Here is a 22,738-nt window from a genome sequence, read left to right as displayed (position 1 = left end):
GAGGAGATGAGCGTGGCGAAGCTGAAGCACATGATGGCGTTTGGTGTGCTGGCCCTGGGCGCGCCCTCGTGGCTGGCCGCCGCCGGGCCCAACGTCGTGGCGGACAGCGTGCGGACGCAGTACCAGCAGATTCGCGTGGTGCAGCTGGCGGACGGACTGGAACGGCCGTGGGGCCTCGCGTTCCTGCCCGACGGGGGGTTCCTGGTGACCGAGCGGCCGGGCCGGCTGCAACTCGTGCGCGACGGGCGCAAGACCGAGGTGACCGGCCTGCCCGGCATCAGCGCCATACGCCAGGGCGGACTGCTGGACGTGTCGCTGCACCCCGGTTTTGCCGAGAATCGCCTGGTGTACCTGACTTACTCGAAGGGCGATGCCGACGGCACTGCGACCACGCTCGGGCGCGGCCGGCTCGAAGGCAACCGGCTGGTGGACTTCGAGGAGGTGTTCTCGCAGGACCGCCTGTCCGGGCCGGGGCGGCATTATGGTTCGCGCATCGCCTGGCTGTCCGACGGCACCCTGCTGCTGAGCATCGGCGACCGCGGCTCAGACCCGCCGCGGGCGCAGGATCCGCTGGACCATGCCGGCAAACTGCTGCGCCTGAATGCGGACGGCACGGTGCCTGCGGACAATCCCTTCGTCGGCCGTGACGACACGCACCCCGAGATCTGGTCGCTGGGCCATCGCAACATCCAGGGGATGGTGATCGATCCGGCCGGCGAGGTGGTCTGGGTGACGGAGCACGGGCCGCGCGGCGGCGATGAGCTCAACCGCATCGAGCCGGGCAAGAATTACGGCTGGCCGGTCGTGAGCAAGGCGCGCGAGTATCGCACCGAAGCCCAGTACGGGGAGGCGCGCAGCCGGCCGGGTTACGTCGATCCCGTCTACGAGTTCCTGCCGACGCTGGCGCCGTCCGGCCTGGCGCTGGTGACTGCGGACAAGTTTCCCGCCTGGCGCGGCAACCTGCTGGCCGGAGGTCTCGCCGCAGAGCGCATCCGCCGCGTCGTGATCGAGAACGGCGAGGTCGTGCACGAGGAAGAGTTGCTGCTGGGGCTGGTGGGGCGCATACGTGACGTGCGCGAGGGCCCCGACGGCCTGGTCTACGTGCTGACCGACATGGCGGACGGCGGGCTTTACCGCATCGAGCCGGTCGACTGAGGCTGCAGCGGCGGCATCGGCATGCCCAGTGCCGAGGCCGCGGTGCGCAGCAGTTCGAGTTCACTCTGGCGCAAGTGGCCGTCGTGGCCGGCCACTGCCGCCATGGCTTCCAGCAGCGCCTTGCGGTCCGGGGCCTTCATGGCGGCCAGCCGCGCGGCGCGTGAAGCCGAATAGGCGCCGGCGGTCTGGTTGACGACGGCGAAGTCGGGCAGGGGATCGGGCAGCGCGAAGCCGGCCTCGCGCAGGCGCGCGGCACCCTGGCGCCAGGCCTCGGCCGCCGTCGCGTCGCTCTCGTGGCCGGCGCGCGCCAGCAGCACCAGCATCGCCAGCGCGCCTTCTATATCGGGCGCTGTGCCCTGGTCGGGCCGCAGCCGCGTCTCGATCGCGGCCGCCAGGGCCGCCTCGCGCGGCTCGATCACGCCGTCGAGTTCCACCAGTCGCTGCACCAGGTGCACGAGATCGGATTGCCGTGCTTCCGACAGGTGATGCAGTGCGGGGCTGGCGAGATCCAGCAGGGCCAGGCGCAGGGTGTTCGACAGTCCGGCGACGTGCCCCGCCAGCTGGGCGATGCGGTCGGCGGCCACACCGCCGAGCCGGGCCTCGAGTAACGCCAGCTGGCTGTCGCGCTGCCGTTCCTTGGGGTCGAGCAGCAGGGCGAGACAGGCCGCGGCGGCGCCCTCGGGCTCGAGCACCGCGCGATGCAGCTCTTCCGGCACCATGGCCAGCACGCGCCGGGCCATGGACAGGTCCACGGCGCCGACCAGGGCGGCGGCCATGCCGATTTCCATGCCGGGCAGGCCGGGGAAGCCGGGCAGGATGCCGCCGGCGTCTGCCGTGCCCGCGGCGCCAGCCCCACCTCCGGTCCCGGTCTCGCGTGCCGGCTCCGGCGGCGCCGGCAGCGGCGGCGCGGGATCCCCCGGTTTCCAGCCCGGATCCAGCGCCTGGATGCGCCCGGCGACGGGCGGGTGCGTGGCCAGGAGTCCGGCCAGGCTGCGCCGCCCCGTCGCGAAGAGCATGTGGCCGATCTCTTCGCGCCGCACGGCACGCACCGCGGAGGACAGCGGCGAGGCGGCGATCCGCTTCAGCGCGTTGGCCAGCCCGGCCGGATTGCGCGTGAATTGCACCGCCGCCGCGTCGGCCAGGTGCTCGCGCTGCCGCGACACCGCCGCCTGCAGCACGCGACCGGCGAACACGCCGATGGAGCCCAGCACGAGGATGGCGAGCCCGACCGCGACCAGCGCGCCGGCCCCGCCGCCGCGGCGGTTGCCGACGCGTACCCGGGCCGAGCCGTAAGTGCCGCCGCGCAGCATGGCGCGCCCCACCATGCTCACCGCCACCAGGCCGAACAGGTAGCCCATCAGGCGCGCGTTGAGGCGCATGTCACCGTTGAGGATATGGCTGAACTCGTGCGCCACCACGCCCTGCAGCTCGTCTCGCGACAGCCGGTCGAGCGCGCCGCGGGTCACGGCCACGGCGGCGTTGGTCGGCTCCATGCCGGCGGCAAAGGCGTTGATGCCGGGCTCGTTCTCCAGTACGTAGACCTCGGGCACCGGCAGACCCGCCGCAATCGCCATCTCCTCGACCACGTTGTGCAGCCGGCGCTTCAGGGGGTCGCGCTCAAGGCCGGTGACGCGTTCGCCGCCGAGGGACTGCGCCACCGCGCCGCCGCCGCCGCGCAAATTGCGCAGCCGCCACAGCGACGACAGGCCGATGAAAGCGGCCGTGACCATCGCCGCGACAGCGAACACCCGGGGGTCGAAGCCGGTCGCCAGCTGGCCCTCGGGCGCCGCGACGACTGAGAAAGCCACGGCGAGCACGAAGCCCACCGCCAGCGCCACCGCCCCGGTGGCGACCGCGAAGGCGCCGAGCAGCCAGCCGGAGCGCTTGCGAGCCGCTTCCTGGCGTCCGAAGAAATCCATGCCGCGCCGGTTCCCGGCCGCGCGTCAGCGGGGCTTCAGAAGCTGACCTGCGGCACCGCGCGCTTCTCCTCGGACTCGATCTCGAGGAAGGCGGCGGCGTCGAAGCTGAAGGAGTTCGCCACCAGGTTGTTGGGGAAGTTCTCGCGCGCGTTGTTGTAGCGCATGACGGCGTCGTTGAACGCCTGGCGCGCGAAAGCGACCTTGTTCTCGGTGCTGGTCAGTTCCTCCTGGAACTGCATCATGTTGCGGTCCGCCTTCAGGTCCGGGTAGGCCTCGGACAATGCGAACAGCCGCCCGAGCGCCGCAGAGAGTCCCGCGTCTGCGCTGGAGAGTTCCTGGATGGCCGCGGCGCTCTCCGGGTGCTCCGACGCCGACTTGAGGCTCTGGACGGCGCGCGTACGCGCGGAGATCACGGCCTCCAGCGTCTCGCGCTCGTGCTTCATGTAGCCCTTGACCGCTTCCACCAGGTTGGGGATGAGGTCGTAGCGGCGGGTCAGCTGCACGTCGATCTGGGCGAATGCGTTCTTCACCGCGTTGCGCAGGTTGACCAGCTTGTTGTAAATGCCGATCGCCCAGAGCACGACGGCCGCGATGATGATGAGCACGATCCACAGTCCCATGACGACTCCTCCCAGGGGGTTGCCGGGCGAGCATACGACACTGCCGCGACGCGGCAAAGCGCGCCGCCTCGGGTTGAGGCGGGCGCGCGGGGCCCCTACCATGTCGCCCCTGATGGGGATCTGCCCCGGAAGGGAGTCGAGAAAATGGAAGAAGTGAAGAGCCTGGTATCGCCCGAGCAGATGAGCACCATGGTGGACTGGGTGTCGCAGTTCGGGCTCAAGCTCATCGCCGCGATCGTCGTATTTTTCATCGGTAAGTGGCTGGCGCGGAGGATCTCCAACCTGCTGAAGCGGGGCATGCAGAGAGCCGAGACCGACCCGACGCTGATCGGCTTCGTGGGCAATATCGCTTATTTTGGCCTGCTCACCATGGTGGTCATCGCCGCCGTCGGACAACTCGGCGTGCAGACCACGTCCTTCATCGCCGTGCTGGGTGCCGCCGGCCTGGCCATCGGCCTCGCCCTGCAGGGCTCGCTGGCAAACTTTGCTGCCGGGGTGCTGATGATCATCTTCCGGCCGTTCAAGGCCGGCGACTACATCGAGGCGGCAGGCACTGCCGGCTCGGTGGAAGAAGTCCAGCTGTTCACGACCACGCTGAAGACGCCCGACAACAAGATCGTGATCATCCCCAACGCCCAGGTGACCTCGGACACCATCACCAACTACTCGGCGCGCGATACGCGGCGCCTCGACCTGGTGTTCGGCGTCGGTTATGGCGACGACCTCGACAAGGTCAAGCGCGTGATCTGGGAGGTGCTCAACGAGGAGTCCCGCCTGCTCAAGGATCCGGAGCCGGTGGTTGCCGTGTTGAACCTTGGCGAGAGCAGCGTGGACTTCGCGGTGCGGCCGTGGGTCAACAGCGCCGACTACTGGGGCGTGTATTTCGACCTGCAGGAGAAGATGAAGAAGCGCTTCGACCAGGAAGGCATCAGCATCCCCTTCCCGCAGCGCGACCTGCACGTCTACCAGCACGCCTCCTGAAGGCACGCTGAGGGCACAAATGAAACAGCCCCGGGGGCGGACTCCCGGGGCTGTTTTCTTGTCCTGAGTGGTCGGGGTGAGAGGATTCGAACCTCCGACCTTCTGCTCCCGAAGCAGACGCGCTACCAGGCTGCGCTACACCCCGAACGACGGCCGCGCTGCGGCCCGTGCTTGCTTGCGTCAGGCCGTTCTTTCGACGGCGATGCGGGCGAGCCCCGCCAGGGCGTCCCTGAACCCGGAGCGGGGCAGGGGCGCCAGGGCCGCGATCGCCGCGTCGGCCTGCTCGCGCGCAAGCCGCGCAGTGTAGTTGAGCGCCCCGGTCGATTCAATAGCGCTGCGGATGGCGTCGAGCTCTTCCAGCCCGCCGTGCTCGATGGCGGCGCGAATGGCGTCGCGCTGCGCCGGCGTGCCGGCGCGCATGGCGTGAATCAGCGGCAGGGTGGGCTTGCCCTCGGCGAGGTCGTCGCCGATGTTCTTGCCCATGGCGTCGGCAGAGCCTTCGTAGTCGAGGGCGTCGTCCACCAGCTGGAAAGCCGTCCCCAGGCGCATGCCGTACTCCGCCAGTGCGCTCTCCGTTGCCGCGCCGGCCTCGGCGAGGATCGCCGCCACCCGGGCGCCGGCCTCGAACAGCTTGGCCGTCTTGCAGCGGATGACCTCGAAATAGCGGGCCTCGTCGGTGTCGGGATCGTTGCAGTTCATCAACTGCAGGACCTCGCCCTCCGCGATGGTGTTGGTGGCGTCGGCCATCACTTCCATCATGCGCATGCGGCCGATCCGGACCATCATCTGGAACGCCCGCGAGTACAGGAAATCGCCGACCAGGACGCTGGCCTCGTTGCCGAAGACCGCGTTGGCCGTGTCACGTCCGCGCCGCAACTCCGAGCCGTCCACCACGTCGTCGTGCAGAAGGGTCGCGGTGTGGATGAACTCCACGATGGCGCTGGCCTGGACATGCTCGGCGCCCTGGTAGCCGCAGGCACGCGCCGCCAGCAGCACCAGCAGCGGACGCAGCCGCTTGCCGCCGCCGGACACGATGTAACGGGCGACCTGGTCGACCAGCGCGACGTCGCTGCTCAGGCTGTCGAAGATGCAACGGTCGAGCGCGGCCAGGTCCGCGGCGACCAGGGCGCGGATGGCCTCCAGGGTGTCCGCCGGAGAGGCTGTGGCGGCGGGCGCGGTGGCGGTGTCGGACATGGTCGCGTGGGGTATTGGCTGGGCAGGGCCCGGGGGCGGTATTATGGCGAATCTGGCGCGGCGCGGCAGCCCTGCCGCGGAGCGCCCAAGATGTTTGACCCGGAGGCCGCAAGCCCATACAATGCACGGCTTTCTCCGGGCCAGTTCGGCCGGGCAAACAGTTTCCAGGAGCATCCATGTACGCCGTGATCGCCACTGGCGGTAAGCAATACAGGGTCAGCGAGGGCGCGGTCCTGCGAGTCGAGAAGCTCGACGCCGAGGAAGGCGCCAAGGTCGAATTCGACCAGGTCCTCCTGGTCGGCGACGGCGACAAGGTCAGCGTCGGCAAGCCCTACATCGAGGGCGGAAAGGTGCAGGCCACCGTCATGGCCCAGGGCAAGGCCCGCAAGGTCGAGATCGTGAAGTTCCGCCGGCGCAAGAACTACCGGCGCACCAAGGGTCACCGGCAGCAGTTCACCCAGGTCAAGATCACCGGGATCGTCGGCGGCTGAGCCGGGATCACGGGGAGGTAAGCGCAAATGGCACATAAAAAGGCAGGCGGCAGCACGCGTAACGGCCGCGATTCCCAGTCCAAGCGCCTCGGCGTGAAGAAGTTCGGCGGCGAGCAGGTCATCGCCGGCAACATTCTCGTGCGCCAGCGCGGCACCAAGTTCCATCCCGGCGTGAACGTCGGCTGCGGGCGCGACTACACCCTGTTCGCCAAGGCGGACGGCAAGGTCGTGTTCGAGACCAAGGGTCCCGAGAACCGGAAGTTCGTGAATATCGTCACGGACTGAACGGACCCCTTTCGCGCTATGCTGTGAAGACCCCGGCGACCCCGGGGTCTTCGCGTTTGTGGGAGCGCAGTCATGAAATTCGTCGACGAAGCCAGCATCACGGTCCAGGCAGGAGCGGGCGGCAACGGCTGCGTCAGTTTCCGGCGCGAGAAATTCATTCCCTTCGGCGGCCCCGACGGTGGCGACGGCGGCCATGGTGGCGGGGTCTGGCTGATCGCGGACGCCGGGCTGAACACTCTGGCCGACTTCCGGCGTACGCGGCGTTTTCGCGCCCCCAACGGCGCGCCGGGCCAGGGCAGCAACTGCTCGGGACGTTCGGGCGAGCCGATCTTCATCCCGGTGCCGGTCGGCACGGTGGTGCACGAGCTGGACACCGGCGAGGTGCTGGGCGATCTCATCGAGCCCGGCCAGAAGCTGCTGGTGGCCCAGGGCGGCGTGGGCGGCAAGGGCAACACCCATTTCAAGAGCAGCATCAACCGTGCGCCGCGCAAGTCGACCCCCGGGACTCCCGGAGAGTATCGCAACCTGAAGCTGGAGCTTCGCGTGCTGGCCGACGTCGGCCTGCTCGGGTTGCCCAATGCCGGCAAGTCCACGCTGCTCGCCGCCGTGACCGCGGCGAAGCCGAAGATCGGCGCCTATCCCTTCACCACCCTGCACCCCAACCTCGGCGTGGTGGAGCTCGACGAGGGCCGCACCTTCGTCATCGCCGACATCCCGGGCCTGATCGAGGGCGCGGCAGAGGGGCATGGGCTGGGCACGCGCTTCCTGCGGCACCTGCAGCGCACCCGGCTGCTGTTCCACGTGGTGGACGCGAGTTGGCATGAGGGCGAGCCGGCCCCGGAGCAGGGCGCCCGCGACATCATCGACGAGCTGCATGCCTACAGCGACGAGCTCGGTGCCTGGCCGCGCTGGCTGGTGATCAACAAGATCGACAAGCTGCCTCCCGGCAAGGGCGAGGAAATCGGGCAGCGGGTCGCTGCAGCGGTCAATTACAAGGGACCGGTGTTCTGCGTCTCCGCGGCCACCGGCCAGGGCACGGACGAGCTGGTGCGGGCCGCCGGCGAGTACCTGGAGGCGCAGGCGCGCCGCGAGGCGGCGGGGCACGGGGACGGAACGGAAGGCGCCTGAGGCGCCGCGGGCAGTCCAGCTGCGGGCAAGAAAAAAGCCGGCGCAAGCGCCGGCTTTTTCGTCTCAGCAGGCAGCGCTGCGCTTCAGGCCGAGAGGTCCTTGATGCGCGCGTTCAGCCGGCTCTTGTGCCGGGCTGCCTTGTTCTTGTGCACGATGCCCTTGTTCACCATGGAATCGAGCACCGGCATCGCGGCCTTGTAGCTGGCCTCGGCGGCAGCGCGGTCGCCCGACTCGATCGCCGTGGAAACCTTTTTCAGGTAGGTGCGCATCTTGGAGCGCAGCGCCATGTTGTGGGCCCGGTTCTTGACGCTCTGGCGAGCGCGCTTCTGGGCCGACTTGATGTTAGCCAAGGTATCGACTCCCGTTGAATCTGGTCTGCGCCGGGCCGCGGCCCGCACGCGCGAAGCCGCATATCGTCATGCAGCAGGCCCTTGATGTCAAGTTCAACCGCGCATCGGGCGCTGCCACTGCGGCGCCCGGATTGCTAGAATCTGCGCCCTTGCCGGCGCGCGCCCAGCCGTCGCCGCGAAAACAGCCGCCGGGCGACTCCGGCACCCGGTCCGGCACGAAAGCGGAAGCATCATGACAAGCGAAACACAACGCACCGAGCGCCAGCTGGCGATGTGGCTGCTGGCCTGCTGCCTGGTCCTGTTCTGCCTGGTGGTGCTGGGCGGCGTGACCCGGATCACCGGCTCCGGCCTGTCCATCACGGAATGGAAGCCTGTGACCGGCGTGCTGCCGCCCTTGAGCGAGGCAGCCTGGCAGGCGGAGCTCGACCTGTACCGCGCCACGCCCGAGTACCAGAAGGTCAATCGGGGCATGTCGATGGACGAGTTCAAGTTCATCTACGGCTTCGAATACGCGCACCGGCTGCTGGCACGCCTGCTGGGGCTGGTTTTCATCGTGCCGCTGGTGGTGTTCTGGGTGCGCGGGAAAATCCCGGCCCGCCTGCGCTGGCCGCTGCTCGGCATCCTCGCCATGGGTTGCCTGCAGGGCTACATGGGCTGGTTCATGGTCAAGAGCGGGCTGGTCGATATCCCGCGCGTCAGTCCCTACCGCCTCACCGCGCATCTCAGCCTGGCGCTGCTGATCTTCGGCGCGATGTTCTGGGTGGCGCTGGGACTGTTGCGGCCGCGCCTGGGCGCGCCGACAGCGGCGCAGCGCCCGCTGCAGGTGTTGCTCGGGCTGCTGGTGGTCACCGTGGTCTCCGGGGCTTTCGTCGCCGGCAACAAGGCCGGGTATGTCTACAACACCTTTCCCCTCATGGCCGGGCAGTGGATCCCGGACGGCCTGCTGCATCTCGATCCCGCCTGGCGCAACTGGACCGAGCACCCGGTGATGGTCCAGTTCACGCACCGCTGGCTGGGGGTCACCACGGCCCTGCTGGTGCTCGGCGCTTGGCTCTACGCCTGGCGCGTCCCGCTTGACCGCACGCAGCGCCTCGCCATGCACCTGGTCGGCGGGATGGTGCTGGTGCAGGCCACCCTGGGCATCAAGACGCTGCTGCTGTACGTGCCCGTCGGTCTCGGCGCGGCGCACCAGGGCGGCGCCGTGGTGCTTATCGCGGCGCTGCTGTTTGCGCTGCACGAGACGGGGCGCGCGCCGCGCCAGTCCGCGCTCGCGGCCGCTACGGCCTGAGCGCGAAACAAAAAGGGCCGGCGATACATCGCCGGCCCTGCATGGCTACAGCGTCGCGACCGCTTCAGTCGTCGAGGCTGCGGATGTAAGCCACGACGTTCTCGAGATCGTCGCCCTTCAGCGCGTGGCCCCAGGCCGTCATCATCGGCGACAGGCCGACCGCCGCGCCGCCTTCGGTGATGACTTTCTTGATGTAGTCGTCGTCGACCGACTTCTGCCACTCGGCGTCGTCGAGTGCGCGCGGCTTGGGCTTCAGCGCGGCGGAGGCGGGGCCGTCGCCATGGCCGGTCGGGCCGTGGCAGGTGGCGCAGAACTGTTGGAACTTGGCCTTGCCGGCCTCGACGTCGGCGGCCTGGGCGGGGGCGGCGGCGATGCACAGGGCGGCCGCGGCACTGAGGAGAAGAATCTTGCGCATGGGTGAACTCCCGGAATAAGGACTCGGTTGCAGTGCCGGCCTCGTGGTCAGGCTGGGGCCGGCGTGAACGCCGCGGACATGGAGGCCCGCAAGACGTGTTTCGGTCATGACCTATTGCTCGATGCGTTGTATTAGCGTATTAATACGCTATCTCGCTGCCGACATGACCGGATGACCTCCCAATTATGAAGAATCGCGTCGCCCCCTCCAAGTCCGAGGAGCAACTGGCCGAGGCGGCACTGTGCCGGGCCCTGCTGGCGCTCCGGACGGCCGAAGAAGCCCGCGCCTTCCTGCGCGACCTGTGCACCCCCGCGGAGCTGCAGGCGCTGGTGGACCGCTGGCGGGTCGTCGGGCTGTTGCGCCAGGGCATGACCTACCGGCAGATCAACGAGCAGACGGGCATCAGCGTCACCACCATCGGGCGCGTCGCCCGGTTCCTGGCCGACGGCAACGGGGGTTACCTCGTCGTGGCCGACAGACTGGATGGAGAGAATTCATGACGGTTCAGGCAGAGCGACGGATCAAGGTCGCGGTACAAAAGTCCGGCCGGTTGACCGACAACTCGCTGCACCTGATGGAGACCTGCGGGCTCATCTACAGCCGCGGTCGCGACCAGCTGATCTGTTTCGGCGAGAACATGCCGGTGGACGTGCTGCTGGTGCGCGACGACGACATCCCGGAGCTGGTGGCGGAGGGCATCTGCGATCTCGGCATCGTGGGCATGAACGTGTTCCGCGAGAAAACCAGCGACGAGATGGATCTCGCCCCGGTGATGGAGCTGGACTTCGGTCGCTGCCGGCTGTCGATCGCCGTGCCGCGTGGTTTCGAGTACCGCGGCGCGCAGAGCCTCGCGGGGCTGCGCATCGCCACCAGCTATCCGCGCATCCTCGGCCAGTGGCTGGAGTCGCAGGGCGTGCAGGCCGACGTGGTGACCCTGTCGGGCGCGGTGGAGATCGCGCCGCGCCTCGGCCGTGCCGACGTCATCTGCGACCTCGTCTCCACCGGCTCTACGCTGCTGGCGAACGAGCTGGAGGAGGCGGAGGTGATCTTCGACAGCAAGGCGGCGCTGATCTCGCGCGGCGGCGAGCCCGCGGAGGGCTGGCCGGCGCGCCTCGCCAGCCGCATGCGCGGCGTGCTCAGCGTGCGTGAGAGCAAGTACATCATGCTGCACGCGCCGCGCGCGGCGCTGGCGGAAATTCGCCGCCTCCTGCCCGGTAGCGAATCGCCCACCGTCATGCCGCTCGAAGGCAGGGACGACAAGGTCGCGGTGCACGCCGTGTGCCGCGAGAACGTGTTCTGGGAGACCCTGGAGGGGCTGAAGGCCGCCGGCGCGAGCTCGATGCTGGTCCTGCCCGTGGAGAAGATGCTTGCCTGATCCAACCGTGAACCTGGCCCGCTATCGCTGGGCCGAGCTCGACGAGCCCGGGCGTCGTGCGGCTTTGGCGCGGCCCGAGGCGGCCCATCGCGACAGCCTGGCGGCGGACGTGGCCGCCATCATTGCCGCCGTGCGCCGCGACGGCGACGCGGCCCTGCGGCATTTCGCGCAGCGCTTCGACGGCGTCACGCTCGAGGCCCTGCGCGTTTCGCAGGACGAGTTCGACGCCGCCGAGGCCGCCCTGAGCGAGATCCAGCGCAACGCCCTGCGCACCGCCATCGACAACGTGCGCGCCTTTCATGCCGCGCAGCTGGCCGGGCCCATCAGCGTCGAGACCATGCCCGGGGTGGTTTGCCGCCGCATCACGCGCCCGATCCGCGCGGTCGGCCTGTACGTGCCGGCCGGCTCCGCACCGCTGCCGTCCACCGTGATCATGCTGGCGGTGCCGGCTGCGCTGGCCGGGTGCCCGCAGCGCATCCTGTGCACGCCGCCGCAGAAGGACGGCCACGCCGATCCCGCCGTGCTCACGGCGGCGCGCTACTGTGGTGTCGAGGAGGTCTACCTGGTCGGTGGCGCCCAGGCCGTCGCCGCCATGGCCTACGGCACAGAAACCATCCCGGCGGTGGACAAGATCTACGGTCCGGGCAACGCCTTCGTCACCGAGGCCAAGCTGCAGGTGTCGCGGGATCCCGACGGCGCGGCGCTGGACCTTCCGGCCGGGCCGTCCGAGGTGCTGGTGATCGCCGACGGGCGCGCCGATCCCGAGTTCGTGGCCGCGGACCTGCTGTCCCAGGCCGAGCACGGCGCGGATTCCCAGGTGGTGCTGGTGACGCCGTCGCCCGAGCTGGCCGACGCGGTGGAAGCTGCGGTCGCCGCGCAGCTCACCGTGCTGCCGCGCAACGACGTGGCGCGCGCCGCACTGGAGCATGCCCGCGTCGTGTTCACGCGCGACCTCGCCGAGGCCTTCGCGGTGAGCAACCTGTACGGTCCGGAGCACCTCATCGTGCAGGTGCCCGATGCCGAGGCCTGGCTGGAGCACGTGGAGACGGCGGGCTCGGTGTTCCTCGGCGACTGGACGCCGGAGTCCCTGGGAGACTACTGCAGCGGCACCAACCACGTGCTGCCGACCTACGGCTACGCGCGCGCCTGGAGCGGCTTGTCCATGGCCGACTTCCAGCTGCATATCTCGGTGCAGGAAGCGACGCCCGACGGCTTTCGCCTCATCGGGCCGATCACCCGCACGCTGGCCGAGCTCGAGCGCCTCGATGCCCATGCCCTGGCGGTGAAACTGCGCCTGGAGGCGCTGGGCCAGCCGCAGGCGCCGCTGCCGACGCGTAAAGTGGACGCATGAGCGGCACCCTGCACCTGTTGCGTCCCGACCTGCGGGACTTCACTGCTTACCATGCCGCGTCGCCGCGCCGCGGCGTGGTGCGGCTGCACGCCAACGAGGCGTCGTGGCGCGCCGACTGGGACGAGACCGACGACGGCCTGAACCGCTATCCGGACCCGCGCCCCGAGGCGCTGGTGCACGCCCTGGCGGCACTGTACGGGGTCGTGCCCGGATCGGTGCTGGTGACGCGCGGCAGCGACGACGCCATCGACCTGCTGGTGCGGGCCTTCTGCGTGGCCGGCGAGGACGCCGTGCTGGTCACGCCGCCGACGTTCGGCATGTACGCCGTGGCGGCGCGGCTGCAGGGCGCCGGCGTGGTCGCGGTGCCGCTGCAGCGCGATTTCTCGCTCGACACCGCGGGTGTGCTGGCGGCGACGCGGGCGCACGTGAAACTGGTGTTCCTGTGCTCGCCCAACAACCCCACCGGCAGCCTGGTCTCGCCACGCGCCGTGGACACGCTGTGCCGCGAACTGCATGGGCGCGCGGTGGTGGTGGTGGACGAGGCCTACGTCGAGTTCTCGCGTCATCCCGGCTTCGCCGACCGTCTCGCGCGCTACCCGAACCTGGTGTTGCTGCGGACCCTGTCCAAGGCCTGGGGGCTGGCCGGGGCGCGCGTCGGCACACTGCTGGCCGAGCCCGAACTGGTGGCCGTGCTACGTGCGCTGGCGCCGCCATACCCGTTGCCCTCGCTGGCCACGGAAGCGGCGCTGCGGCGTCTGCAGCCCGCCGAGCTGGCCGCCACGCGCCGGCGTACTGCCGCGGTGGTCCGCCGCCGTGAAGCGCTGGCCGAGGCGTTGCAGGCACTGCCCGCGGTGCGCCGCGCCTGGCCGAGCGAGGGCAATTTCCTGCTGGTGCGTTTCGCCGACGCCGCTGCCGCCATGGCCGCGTGCGAAGCGGCGGGCGTGCTGGTGCGTGACTTCAGCCGCCAGCCGGGCCTGTCCGGTTGCCTGCGCATCACCGTGGGCACGGCGGCCGAGAACCGCAAATTGCTGCGCGCGCTGGCGCGACTGGAAGGCAAGATGGTGAATGCCCGTGGATAGAAGCCTGTTCCTGTTCATCGATCGCGACGGCACGCTGGTCACCGAGCCGCCGGACGAGCAGGTGGACGCCATCGAGAAGGTGCGCCTGGTGCCCGGCGTGATCCCGGCCCTGCTGCGGCTCAGGGCCGCCGGTTACCGCATGGTGCTGGTGAGCAACCAGGACGGACGCGGCACGGAATCTTTCCCCGAGGAGCATTTCCGCCGCGCGCACGATTACATCCTCGAGCTGTTCGCCAGCCAGGGGATTCGTTTCGAGGCGGAATTCATCTGTCCGCACTTCCCGGCCGACGGCTGCGCCTGCCGCAAGCCGGCCACCGGCCTGCTCACGGCCTTCATGGCGCGCAACCCGCCCGACCTGGAGCGCAGCTTCGTCATCGGCGACCGCGACACCGACCTCGAGTTCGCCGCCAACCTCGGCCTGCCCGGGCTGAAGCTGGGCGACGGCGGTGAGGGCACGCTCGGCTGGGACGAGATCGCGCGCCATATTCTCGGCGGGCTGCGCCGCGCCACGGTGCGCCGGGAGACGAAAGAGACCCGCATCAGCGTCAGCGTGGATCTCGACGACCCGGACGGCCCGGTCGAGGCGAAGACCGGCATCGGCTATTACGACCACATGCTGGAGCAGGTGGCCAAGCACGGCGGCTTCGCCATGCGCCTGGAATGCGCGGGCGACCTGCACGTGGACGAGCACCACACGGTGGAGGACGTGGCGCTGGCGCTCGGCGAGGCACTGCGCCAGGCACTGGGCGCGCGCCGCGGCATTCGCCGCTACGGCTTCGTGCTGCCCATGGACGAGACGCGCGCCGAGGTGGCCGTGGACCTGGGCGGCCGGCCTTACCTGGTGTTCGAGGGCGAGTTCCATCGCGAGCGCGTCGGCGAACTGCCGACCGAGATGGTGCCGCACTTCTTCCGCTCCATGGCCGACAGCCTGCGTGCTTCCATCCACGTGCGGCTGGAAGGCGAGAACGACCACCACCAGGTCGAGGGCGCCTTCAAGGCGCTGGGCCGTGCGCTGCGCGACGCCTTCCGCGTCGAGGGCGGCGGCATCCCCTCCACCAAGGGCATGCTGGCATGAGCGGCGGCCCCGCCGCCGGCCCCGTCATCGTCGATTCCGGCGGCGCCAACATCAGCTCGCTGCGCTTCGCGCTCGGGCGCATCGGTTGCAATGCGCCGCTGACGGCCGACCCCGGGCTGATTACCAGCGCCAGCCACGTGTTCCTGCCGGGCGTGGGCGCTGCCGACGACGCCATGCGCCGGCTGGAGGAGCGCGGCCTTGCGGATCTCGTGCGCGGGTTGACGCAGCCGGTGCTGGGTATCTGCCTGGGCATGCAGCTGCTGTTCGAATACTCGGCCGAAGACGGCGGGCGCGCCTGCCTCGGGCTGGTGCCGGGGCGGGTGGAGAAGATCCCGGCGGCGCCGGACCGGCCGGTGCCGCACATGGGCTGGAACCTGACCAGCCTCGCCGCCGACAGCCCGTTGTTCGCCGGGCTGCCGGGTGCGGCGCATTTCTACTACGTGCACGGCTACGCCGCGCCCGTCGGGCCCGACACCGTGGCGGTGGCGGATTACGGCGGCGAGTTCACTGCCGCCGTGTCCCACGGCAATTTCCACGGTGCGCAGTTCCATCCCGAGCGTTCCGGCCCGGCCGGCGCGCGGGTGCTGCAGAATTTCCTCGCCCTGTGACCCGGACGACGACGTGAGCCTGCAACCCATCCCCGCGATCGACCTCAAGGACGGCGGCTGCGTGCGCCTCTACCAGGGCCGCTTCGACCGCGTGTCGGAATACGCCCAGGACCCCGTGGCGCTGGCTTCGCGTTACCTTGCGCTGGGCGTGGAGTGGCTGCACGTGGTCGACCTCGACGGCGCCCGCGCCGGCGCCGGCGGCAATCGCGAGATCATCGGCCGCATGGCGGCGCTGGCGCCCGGCCGTGTGCAGGTCGGCGGGGGCATCCGCGGCCGGGACGACGTCGCGGCCGTGCTCGCGCTGCAGGTCGGCCGCGTGGTCGTCGGCAGCACCGCCGCGGAACAGCCGGCGGAAGTGCGCGGCTGGTTCGAGGCATTCGGCCCCGAACGCATCGTGCTGGCCTTCGACGTGCAGCTCGACGAGGCTGGCACGCCGTGGCTGCGCACGCGTGGTTGGACCGAGGACGCGGGCCTGTCGCTGTGGGACGCGATCGAGTCCTACGCGGGCCTCGGCCCGCTCAACGTGCTGTGCACCGACGTGGCGCGCGACGGCGCCATGGCCGGGCCCAATTTGGAGCTGTACGCCGAATGCATGCGGCGTTTTCCGGCCCTGCAGCTGCAGGCCTCGGGCGGCGTGCGCGACATCCGCGACGTCGAGGCGCTTCGCGCCACCGGGGCGAGCGGCGCCATCATCGGCAAGGCCCTGTTGGACGGCCGCATCAGCGACGAGGAGATCCGCACATTCTTGCCAAACGCATAATCCCCTGCCTGGACGTGCGCGACGGTCGCGTCGTCAAGGGCGTGCGCTTCCGCGACCATCGCGACATGGGCGGGATCCTGGAGCTGGCCGGGCGCTACCGCGACGAGGGCGCCGACGAGCTGGTGTTCTACGACATCACGGCCAGCCCCGGCGGTCGCAGCGTGGACCGCAGCTGGGTGACGCGGGTCGCCGAGCTGCTCGACATCCCTTTCTGCGTCGCCGGCGGCATCCGCGACCTGGCCACGGCCGAGGGCGTGCTGGCCGACGGCGCCGACAAGATCAGCATCAACACCCCTGCGCTCGAGGACCCGTCGCTGATCGACGCGCTGGCGCGCCGCTTCGGCAGCCAGTGCGTGGTGATCGGCATCGACAGCCGGCGCGAGGACGACGGGACCGCCGCGGGCAGGGCCTGGCAGGTCGCCAGCCACACCGGTGATCCGGAACGCACGCGCTACGGCCGCCGCGCCACCCTCGACTGGGTGCGCGAGGTGCAGGACCGCGGCGCCGGCGAGATCGTGCTCAACTGCATGGACTCCGACGGGGTGCGCAACGGTTACGACGTCGAGCAGCTGGCGGCAGTGCGCGAGGCCTGCATGGTGCCGCTCATTGCCTCGGGTGGCGCCGGCGCGCCGGAGCATTTCGTCGACGTGTTCCACCGTGCACGCGTGGACGGCGCGCTGGCCGCGACAGTGTTCCATTCCGGGCAGATTCCGATCCCGGACCTGAAACAGCTGCTGGCCGAGAACGGCATCGAGGTGAGGCTATGAGAGCGCCTGCGAGCGACAGTATCGACTGGAAGAAGAGCGGCGGGCTCGTGCCGGCCATCGTGCAGGACGCGACCACGGGTCGCGTGCTGATGCTCGGCTACATGAACCGCGATGCCTACGAGCGCACGCTCAGCGTCGGTGAGGCCGTGTTCTTCAGCCGCAGCAGGGAGCGCCTGTGGCGCAAGGGCGAGACCTCGGGCAACACGCTCAAGGTGACGGAAATCCGCGCCGACTGCGACGGCGACACGCTCCTGGTCCGTGCCGAGCCGTCCGGTCCGACCTGCCACCGCGGCACCGTGACCTGCTTCGGCGAGGAGCTCAGTGCCACGCTGCTGGATGATCTGGAGGCCGTGATCGACGGGCGGCTCGCGCAGCGGCCCGAGGAAAGCTACGTGGCGAAGCTGGCGGCCGCGGGCGTCACCCGGGCCGCACAGAAGGTGGGCGAGGAGGGCGTCGAGACCGCCCTGGCCGCCGTGACCCGGGACGACGATGGGCTGGCCGAGGAGTCCGCCGACCTGGTGTTCCACCTGCTGGTACTGCTGCGCATCCGCGGCCTGTCTCTCGAGGACCTGATGGTGAAGCTGGCGGCGCGGCGGCGCTGACGCCGGGTCAACACCGCGCCACCGCCAGTCGGACTGGCTCGGGGCAAAAAAAACGGCCGGGAGAGCAATCTCCCGGCCGTAATGTCTTTCTTCTTTTCGGTCGTCGGGGTGACCCGAAGGGCCCACCCCTTGGTCCGATTGTTACTTCACTGCGTCGATGATCGTCTGGCGACCCTCGGGGAACTCCCGCGGGACCCAGCTGTTCTGGTACGCATGACCCTTCACGGCAGCCTCGTCGGCCGGGTCATACACGCCATCGCCGTCGCCCCTGTGGCAGGTCACGCAGGAGGATGTCTGCGCACCCTCGAGTATGTCGTTGACCTGGTCACCGAAGGGCTCGTCACCCGTCTCGATCGTCGAGGCCATCGCCTCGAGCGCGCTCGGCAGGATGTCGAAGCCTTCCACGTGGCAGGCGCCGCAATCGTTCAGCGCGCGCGGATAGGTCGGGGTGTGGAAGGTGTGGTTCTGGGTCACAGGTGTCCCAGTGCCATCATCCGAACCGAACACCGGGAAGCGACCCGAGCCCGGCCAGTTGGGCAGCAGATCCGTGCTCTCGCCCCAGGCGTAGATGCCGCGACCGCGGTAGATCACGATCGGGGCGCCAGTCGCGCCGGCCGAATGCACGGCATGCAACATTTCCTTCATGCCGAAGTTCTGCCCGGCCTTGCCGTCGTACGCCTCAGAGGCATCCACGTCGAAGGTGTCGACGCGGACGAACTGATCGTTGGCGGCCGTGTTGTGGCAGAGATAGCACATGTCGACGTTGTCGACACGGTTACCACCGTGCTGGTACATGGAGCCGACATGGCACTTCAGGCACAGGCCAGAGTCAACGACTTCGCGACGCGCAGGCGCTGCATCGTCGGTCCCGATCTCCCAGTCGAAGGTCGGCGTGAAGGCGCGAACCGCCATCAGCCCGGTGCCGAGCGCGCTCGGTACACGCGGCTTGCCCTGGATGGCCACGCGGCCATACATGGCATCGGTCTCTTCGACCGGCACCACCGTGGTCGCCACGTTGCTGGCGCAGGTGGTGTTGTCGACGTTGACGCCGACGGCGCTGCCGGGCTGGCCGGCGGCATCCGGGTCGGTCCCGAGGATGTAGTCGCCGCCCTGCGCGTAGTTGCGCAGGATGCTCAGGTTGCCACTGCCGTCGGCGAAGAACACCGGGGCGCCGGGGCCTGCGGTGGCGTTACACGGGTTGACGCCAGTTCCCTCGTAGGTGGCCGTCCAGGAGATCGCCAGCTCGACGCCGTCGTCGACGACGCCGGTGATCTGCCAGTCGATCTTGTCGCCTTCGACCACGGAGGTGTCGACGCCATCGAAGATAATGCCGCCGCGTTCCGTAGTCAGGCCATTGTGATAGGCGGTGACGTCTGCACCCGCCAGCGAGCCGTCATGGCACTGACCGCAATTCGCCGTCAGCGGATCGGGGATGGTCAGGTGGAACTCCAGGCCCGTGAAGTCGAAGCCGTCCATGCCGCCATGGCATGTGAAGCAGCCTGCGCCCGTGACCGGCATGGAATTGGCTGCAGCAAGCTGCGGCGCTTCGCTATGGCAGACGCTGCAGTTGGTCATGTAGGTCGGATAGGTGGTTTCGAACTCGTCTTCGCCGTAGGCGTAGAAGCCTTCGGGGAAGTTGTGCGCATTGTGGATGCCGTGGATCAGGCCGACGTAGCTGTCCTCGAAGTTGAGGAACGGCAGGCCGCCTTCAGCCTTGTGGCACACGACGCATTCGGACGATTCCATCCCCGGGTAGCCAAAAGATGCATGGACTGTCAGCCCTTTCGGACCATGGCAGTCGCCGCAGGAGGCATCGCTGGCGATGTCCGGGAGCGCGGCAGCCGGGAAATCGCCCGACACCACGGCTCTCGTCATGCCGTTCGTCACTCGCAGGAAGAAGCGGGCGGCTTCGCCCGCAGCAGCCACGCCGCCGGGGATCGTGATGGTGTAGTCGCCGCCGCCCAGGGATACCGGGTCTTCGGCGCCTGCAGGCAGCGTAATGCCGTCCGCGAAGATGTAGTCGGAGTCCGTCACCGTGAAATCTTCGACAGGCTCGCCGTCGATCAGCAGGGTGTAGCTGACGACCAGGTCGCCGGCGACATCTGCGAACCCTACGTCGCTCACCGTCGCTATGCCGGTTACAGCATGCGAGGCGCCGGCGTCGGCAAAAGAGCCTTCACTATGACATACAGTGCAGGATTCGATGGGGAGACTGGCTGCAGGTTCGCCCGGAGGGCCCTGCGGTCCTTCAGGCCCGACCGCGCCCGGCGCACCGGGTGCGCCATCGGCGCCGTCATCGCCTTCACAGCCGGCCAATGCAAGAACGGCAGCAAGCGCAAGCGTGGCTGCCAGCGTATATTTCGATTTCATTGTTGCCTCCAGAGGGACTTGGACGCGTCCCCTGTTAAGAACACATCCCGGCTTGCTCTCCTGGAGCCTCCCCGGCGGAATGCGTACAAAAAATCGTGCGACTGTTTTTCTGGTTATCCAATCAGGAGAATTACGCACCCTTATCGCTAATGAGAATCAGTGTAAAAGTCTGGCAGGTGAGGGCTGTGCCGGAGCGGCTGAATCCTGGTCAGCGAGCATCCTCGTCGCCCAATAGAAAACGGCCGGGAGAGTGATCTCCCGGCCGTAAACTTTTCTTCTTTTCGTTGGGGGTGGGATGGGCCCGGAGGCCCATCCCCTTGCCCTGGGCTACTTGGCTGCGTCGATGATCGTCTGGCGACCCTCGGGGAATTCCCGCGGGACCCAGCCGTTCTGGTACGCATGGCCCTTCACCGCGGCCTCGTCGGCCGAGTTATACACGCCATCCAGGTCGCCCCTGTGGCACGTCACGCAGGAGGATGTCTGCGCACCCTCGAGCACGTCGTTGACCTGGTCGCCGAAGGGCTCGTCACCCGTCTCGATCGTCGAGGCCATCGCCTCGAGCGCGCTCGGCAGGATGTCGAAGCCTTCCGTGTGGCAGGCGCCACAGGCGTTCAGCGCGCGCGGATAGGTCGGGGTATGGAAGGTGTGGTTCTGGGTCACAGGGGTGCCCGTGCCGTCGTCCGAACCGAACACCGGGAAGCGACCCGAGCCAGGCCAGTTAGGCAGCAGATCCGTGCTCTCGCCCCAGGCGTAGATGCCGCGACCGCGGTAGATCACGATCGGGGCGCCAGTCGCGCCGGCCGAATGCACGGCATGCAACATTTCCTTCATGCCGAAGTTCTGCCCGGCCTTGCCGTCGTACGCCTCAGAGGCATCCACGTCGAAGGTGTCGACGCGGACGAACTGGTCGTTGGCGGCCGTGTTGTGGCAGAGATAGCACATGTCGACATTGTCGACACGGTTACCACCGTGCTGGTACATGGAACCAACATGGCACTTCAGGCATTCGCCGCTATCGACGACTGCGCGACGCGCGGGCGCCGGATCGTCCGTGCCCAGCTCCCATTCGAAGGTCGGCGTGAAGGCGCGAACCGCCATCAGTTCGCCACCACCGAGAACGCTCGGCAGGCGGGGCTTGCCCTGGATGGCCACGCGGCCATACTCGGCATCGACGTCTTCGACCGGCACCACCGTGGTCGCCACGTTGCTGGCGCAGGTGGTGTTGTCGACGTTGACGCCGACCGCGCTGCCGGGCTGACCGGCGGCATTCGGATTGGTGCCGATGATGTAGTCGCCGCCCTGCGCGTAGGCGCGCAGGATGCTCAGGTTGCCATTACCGTCGGCGAAGAACACCGGAGCGGTCGGGCCTGGGGTTGCGTTACACGGGTTGACGCCAACGCCGTTGTAGGTCGCCGTCCAGGAGATCGCTAGGTTGGTGCCGTCGTCGACGACACCCTCAATCTGCCAGTCGATCTTCGCACCTTCCACCACGGAGGTATCGGCACCATTGAAGATGATGCCGCCGCGCTCGGTCTCGAGACCGTTGTGGTAGGCAGCTACCGTCGCGCCCGCGAGCGAGCCGTCATGGCACGCGCCGCAGTCCGCCGTCAGCGGGTCGGGAATCGTCAGGTGGAACTCGAGGCCCGTGAAGTCGAAGCCGTCCATGCCGCCGTGGCAGGTGAAGCAGCCAGGGCCCGTGACTTCCATGGCGTTTGCTGCCGCAAGCGCGGAAACATCCACCGCAGGAACGATCGTCTCGTCGCTGTGGCAGACGCTGCAGTTCGTCATGTAGGTCGGGTAGGTGACGTCATACACGTTGTCGCGCCGCGAAACGAACTCGCCATCCGGGAAGTTGTGCGAGTTGTGGATGCCGTGAATGATCTCGGCCATCGCGCCGTAGGACGGACGCTCGTCCCCTTCCACAGTTCCGTCAGGCAAGGTCACGATCGGGGTCTCCGGATCGTCGCTGCGATGGCAGACCACACAGGCGTCAACTGTCATCGGCGCGGAGTAATGCCCGCCGCGGTTCTCCGGGTCGAAGCGACCGACTTCCCCGCTCTCGCCATGGCAGTCGACACACGCCTGGTTGCTGGCGAGGCCGGCGCGCCCAAGGGGTGCCGGATAGTCGCCGTAGGCCACGACCTCGAGGTCGTTGGCGCCGGTGCGCAGAATGGCCAGGTAGCGAAGGTTCTCGCCGCCGAAGCGGGCCACGCCGTTGACGATCCTGATCTCGTAGGTGCCGTCACCATTATTGGTGAACAGCGTCGGGTCATCATTGATCTCGCCCGTCAGGGTCGTGCGGTAGGTACCATCCCCGGTATACGCACGATAGAACGTTGCATCGGTAGCCGGCGCGCCGTCAACTTCGGCGCTGAAGCTCACCAACAGGTCCGCACCGTCCGGCGTGACTGCAAAGTTGTCAAACGCTCCGAGGTCCATGAGCTCATGCGCCGCCGGCGCGGAGGCAAAGGAGCCCTCGCTGTGGCAGACCGAGCAGGTTTCAATTGGTAGTGTGGCTGCGGGTTCGCCCGGAGGGCCCTGCGGTCCTTCGGGTCCGACCGCACCCGGAGCACCAGGTGCGCCGTCGGCGCCGTCATCGCCTTCACAGCCGGCTAATCCAAGAAAGGCAGCCAGCGCTACTGTCGCTGCCATTGTCCATTTAGATCTCATTGTTCCCTCCAAAGGGAGTAAGAAGCTTCCCCACATATAAGCGCATCCCGCATCGCTCCCGAGGGAGCCCCCAGCGTCGGGATGCCCGCGGACGATATTGGACGTGGTGGACGCCTCATCCAATCAGGGGATTTACGCAGAGTTTCCCGAATCTAATCAATTGCTTAGATACGAGTTCAATAAATGTTAGGAATGAGTCTTATTTGCCATAGTCTTCGTAGATGTCCTAATTGGCCGGAGCCTCGCAGCGGCCCA

General features: G+C 68.5%; 22 protein-coding genes and 1 tRNA gene. 15 read left to right on the top strand and 8 right to left on the bottom strand.

Features of this window, described 5'->3' with window-relative positions; genetic code table 11:
- Positions 1-30 precede the first annotated feature (30 nt).
- The gene (locus G8346_RS08115; protein WP_370520586.1) at positions 31-1,155 is read left to right on the top strand and encodes a PQQ-dependent sugar dehydrogenase; all 1,125 of its coding nucleotides are present in this window, start codon (positions 31-33) and stop codon (positions 1,153-1,155) included.
- On the opposite strand, the gene G8346_RS08110 is transcribed toward G8346_RS08115, so the two are convergent.
- Together G8346_RS08110 and G8346_RS08105 are read right to left on the bottom strand one after the other, a co-directional pair.
- A complete protein-coding gene (locus G8346_RS08110; protein ID WP_166050036.1) occupies positions 1,131-3,074 on the bottom strand; it encodes a M48 family metallopeptidase in 1,944 nt (647 codons plus the stop codon). The two genes, G8346_RS08115 and G8346_RS08110, sit on opposite strands and share 25 nt — an antisense overlap.
- Before the next feature lie 35 nt (positions 3,075-3,109).
- Positions 3,110-3,694 carry a LemA family protein gene (locus G8346_RS08105; RefSeq protein WP_166050034.1) on the bottom strand — a complete coding sequence of 195 codons (585 nt, stop codon included), beginning with the start codon at positions 3,692-3,694 and terminating at the stop codon, positions 3,110-3,112.
- Between the two features lie 144 nt (positions 3,695-3,838).
- On the opposite strand from G8346_RS08105, the gene G8346_RS08100 reads away from it, so the two are divergent.
- Positions 3,839-4,675 (top strand): mechanosensitive ion channel family protein, encoded by an 837-nt coding sequence (locus G8346_RS08100; protein ID WP_206202642.1) that lies wholly within the window; start codon positions 3,839-3,841, stop codon positions 4,673-4,675.
- Between the two features lie 68 nt (positions 4,676-4,743).
- Here the strand turns inward: G8346_RS08100 and G8346_RS08095 are convergent.
- Positions 4,744-4,820 (bottom strand) — tRNA-Pro (locus G8346_RS08095).
- A gap of 35 nt (positions 4,821-4,855) precedes the next feature.
- The gene (gene ispB, locus G8346_RS08090; protein ID WP_166050032.1) at positions 4,856-5,869 is read right to left on the bottom strand and encodes an octaprenyl diphosphate synthase; all 1,014 of its coding nucleotides are present in this window, start codon (positions 5,867-5,869) and stop codon (positions 4,856-4,858) included.
- A gap of 176 nt (positions 5,870-6,045) precedes the next feature.
- Here ispB and rplU point away from each other — a divergent pair, with 176 nt between their 5' ends.
- The 3 genes from rplU to cgtA all read left to right on the top strand — a co-directional run bounded on the left by rplU (position 6,046) and on the right by cgtA (position 7,773).
- Positions 6,046-6,360 carry a 50S ribosomal protein L21 gene (gene rplU / locus G8346_RS08085; protein ID WP_166050030.1) on the top strand — a complete coding sequence of 105 codons (315 nt, stop codon included), beginning with the start codon at positions 6,046-6,048 and terminating at the stop codon, positions 6,358-6,360.
- 27 nt (positions 6,361-6,387) lie between these two features.
- A complete protein-coding gene (gene rpmA / locus G8346_RS08080) occupies positions 6,388-6,645 on the top strand; it encodes a 50S ribosomal protein L27 (protein WP_166050028.1) in 258 nt (85 codons plus the stop codon).
- 72 nt (positions 6,646-6,717) lie between these two features.
- A complete protein-coding gene (gene cgtA / locus G8346_RS08075; RefSeq protein WP_166050026.1) occupies positions 6,718-7,773 on the top strand; it encodes an Obg family GTPase CgtA in 1,056 nt (351 codons plus the stop codon).
- Between the two features lie 83 nt (positions 7,774-7,856).
- Here the strand turns inward: cgtA and rpsT are convergent, their stop codons facing one another.
- A complete protein-coding gene (gene rpsT / locus G8346_RS08070) occupies positions 7,857-8,123 on the bottom strand; it encodes a 30S ribosomal protein S20 (RefSeq protein WP_166050024.1) in 267 nt (88 codons plus the stop codon).
- 232 nt (positions 8,124-8,355) lie between these two features.
- Between rpsT and G8346_RS08065 the strand changes: the two genes are divergently transcribed.
- Complete coding sequence (locus G8346_RS08065; RefSeq protein ID WP_166050022.1) at positions 8,356-9,411, top strand: COX15/CtaA family protein; 1,056 nt, start codon at positions 8,356-8,358, stop codon at positions 9,409-9,411.
- 64 nt (positions 9,412-9,475) lie between these two features.
- Here G8346_RS08065 and G8346_RS08060 read toward each other — a convergent pair whose 3' ends face one another.
- Positions 9,476-9,826, bottom strand: a complete 351-nt coding sequence (locus tag G8346_RS08060; RefSeq protein WP_166050020.1) for a cytochrome c — start codon at positions 9,824-9,826, stop codon at positions 9,476-9,478.
- Between the two features lie 185 nt (positions 9,827-10,011).
- Between G8346_RS08060 and G8346_RS08055 the strand changes: the two genes are divergently transcribed.
- The 9 genes from G8346_RS08055 to hisIE are packed head-to-tail and all read left to right on the top strand — an operon-like array spanning position 10,012 to position 17,443.
- A complete protein-coding gene (locus tag G8346_RS08055; protein ID WP_166050018.1) occupies positions 10,012-10,326 on the top strand; it encodes a YerC/YecD family TrpR-related protein in 315 nt (104 codons plus the stop codon).
- On the top strand, positions 10,323-11,201 hold the full coding sequence (gene hisG / locus G8346_RS08050; RefSeq protein ID WP_166050016.1) for an ATP phosphoribosyltransferase: 879 nt from the start codon (positions 10,323-10,325) through the stop codon (positions 11,199-11,201). Before G8346_RS08055 ends, hisG begins: the two co-directional genes overlap by 4 nt.
- Entirely contained in the window at positions 11,194-12,552 is a 1,359-nt protein-coding gene (gene hisD / locus G8346_RS08045) for a histidinol dehydrogenase (RefSeq protein ID WP_240901369.1), read from the top strand. The genes hisG and hisD overlap by 8 nt, the downstream gene beginning before the upstream one ends.
- The gene (gene hisC, locus G8346_RS08040; protein WP_166050014.1) at positions 12,549-13,631 is read left to right on the top strand and encodes a histidinol-phosphate transaminase; all 1,083 of its coding nucleotides are present in this window, start codon (positions 12,549-12,551) and stop codon (positions 13,629-13,631) included. Before hisD ends, hisC begins: the two co-directional genes overlap by 4 nt.
- Positions 13,618-14,706: a bifunctional histidinol-phosphatase/imidazoleglycerol-phosphate dehydratase HisB gene (hisB, locus tag G8346_RS08035; RefSeq protein WP_166050012.1), complete on the top strand. Its 1,089-nt coding sequence runs from the start codon at positions 13,618-13,620 to the stop codon at positions 14,704-14,706. Before hisC ends, hisB begins: the two co-directional genes overlap by 14 nt.
- Positions 14,703-15,314 (top strand): imidazole glycerol phosphate synthase subunit HisH, encoded by a 612-nt coding sequence (gene hisH, locus G8346_RS08030; RefSeq protein WP_166050010.1) that lies wholly within the window; start codon positions 14,703-14,705, stop codon positions 15,312-15,314. The genes hisB and hisH overlap by 4 nt, the downstream gene beginning before the upstream one ends.
- Positions 15,315-15,327: 13 nt before the next feature.
- Complete coding sequence (locus G8346_RS08025) at positions 15,328-16,074, top strand: 1-(5-phosphoribosyl)-5-[(5-phosphoribosylamino)methylideneamino] imidazole-4-carboxamide isomerase (RefSeq protein ID WP_166050008.1); 747 nt, start codon at positions 15,328-15,330, stop codon at positions 16,072-16,074.
- On the top strand, positions 16,056-16,841 hold the full coding sequence (gene hisF / locus G8346_RS08020) for an imidazole glycerol phosphate synthase subunit HisF (RefSeq protein WP_166050623.1): 786 nt from the start codon (positions 16,056-16,058) through the stop codon (positions 16,839-16,841). Before G8346_RS08025 ends, hisF begins: the two co-directional genes overlap by 19 nt.
- Positions 16,838-17,443 carry a bifunctional phosphoribosyl-AMP cyclohydrolase/phosphoribosyl-ATP diphosphatase HisIE gene (hisIE, locus tag G8346_RS08015; protein WP_166050006.1) on the top strand — a complete coding sequence of 202 codons (606 nt, stop codon included), beginning with the start codon at positions 16,838-16,840 and terminating at the stop codon, positions 17,441-17,443. The genes hisF and hisIE overlap by 4 nt, the downstream gene beginning before the upstream one ends.
- A gap of 141 nt (positions 17,444-17,584) precedes the next feature.
- Here hisIE and G8346_RS08010 read toward each other — a convergent pair whose 3' ends face one another.
- Together G8346_RS08010 and G8346_RS08005 are read right to left on the bottom strand one after the other, a co-directional pair.
- Positions 17,585-19,567, bottom strand: a complete 1,983-nt coding sequence (locus G8346_RS08010; RefSeq protein ID WP_166050003.1) for a cytochrome c3 family protein — start codon at positions 19,565-19,567, stop codon at positions 17,585-17,587.
- Positions 19,568-20,140: 573 nt separating this feature from the next.
- Positions 20,141-22,252 carry a hypothetical protein gene (locus tag G8346_RS08005; RefSeq protein ID WP_166050001.1) on the bottom strand — a complete coding sequence of 704 codons (2,112 nt, stop codon included), beginning with the start codon at positions 22,250-22,252 and terminating at the stop codon, positions 20,141-20,143.
- Positions 22,253-22,738: the final 486 nt, after the last annotated feature.

This window comes from Thioalkalivibrio sp. XN279 (genome assembly GCF_011089885.1).
GTDB lineage: Bacteria > Pseudomonadota > Gammaproteobacteria > Steroidobacterales > XN24 > XN24.
The sequence above is the reverse complement of the archived record's forward strand: the minus strand, read 5'-3'. Positions and strand labels throughout refer to the sequence as shown.

Bases quoted from the DNA above. Each gene is read 5' to 3' on its own strand.
- hisB (WP_166050012.1), top strand. From the start codon at position 13,618: ATGCCCGTGGATAGAAGCCTGTTCCTGTTCATCGATCGCGACGGCACG.
- rplU (WP_166050030.1), top strand. From the start codon at position 6,046: ATGTACGCCGTGATCGCCACTGGCGGTAAGCAATACAGGGTCAGCGAG.
- G8346_RS08110 (WP_166050036.1), bottom strand. From the start codon at position 3,074: ATGGATTTCTTCGGACGCCAGGAAGCGGCTCGCAAGCGCTCCGGCTGG.
- G8346_RS08060 (WP_166050020.1), bottom strand. From the start codon at position 9,826: ATGCGCAAGATTCTTCTCCTCAGTGCCGCGGCCGCCCTGTGCATCGCC.
- G8346_RS08065 (WP_166050022.1), top strand. From the start codon at position 8,356: ATGACAAGCGAAACACAACGCACCGAGCGCCAGCTGGCGATGTGGCTG.
- G8346_RS08105 (WP_166050034.1), bottom strand. From the start codon at position 3,694: ATGGGACTGTGGATCGTGCTCATCATCATCGCGGCCGTCGTGCTCTGG.
- G8346_RS08115 (WP_370520586.1), top strand. From the start codon at position 31: ATGATGGCGTTTGGTGTGCTGGCCCTGGGCGCGCCCTCGTGGCTGGCC.
- G8346_RS08005 (WP_166050001.1), bottom strand. From the start codon at position 22,252: ATGGACCTCGGAGCGTTTGACAACTTTGCAGTCACGCCGGACGGTGCG.
- hisH (WP_166050010.1), top strand. From the start codon at position 14,703: ATGAGCGGCGGCCCCGCCGCCGGCCCCGTCATCGTCGATTCCGGCGGC.
- ispB (WP_166050032.1), bottom strand. From the start codon at position 5,869: ATGTCCGACACCGCCACCGCGCCCGCCGCCACAGCCTCTCCGGCGGAC.
- cgtA (WP_166050026.1), top strand. From the start codon at position 6,718: ATGAAATTCGTCGACGAAGCCAGCATCACGGTCCAGGCAGGAGCGGGC.
- hisG (WP_166050016.1), top strand. From the start codon at position 10,323: ATGACGGTTCAGGCAGAGCGACGGATCAAGGTCGCGGTACAAAAGTCC.
- hisIE (WP_166050006.1), top strand. From the start codon at position 16,838: ATGAGAGCGCCTGCGAGCGACAGTATCGACTGGAAGAAGAGCGGCGGG.
- G8346_RS08055 (WP_166050018.1), top strand. From the start codon at position 10,012: ATGAAGAATCGCGTCGCCCCCTCCAAGTCCGAGGAGCAACTGGCCGAG.
- hisC (WP_166050014.1), top strand. From the start codon at position 12,549: ATGAGCGGCACCCTGCACCTGTTGCGTCCCGACCTGCGGGACTTCACT.
- G8346_RS08100 (WP_206202642.1), top strand. From the start codon at position 3,839: ATGGAAGAAGTGAAGAGCCTGGTATCGCCCGAGCAGATGAGCACCATG.
- rpmA (WP_166050028.1), top strand. From the start codon at position 6,388: ATGGCACATAAAAAGGCAGGCGGCAGCACGCGTAACGGCCGCGATTCC.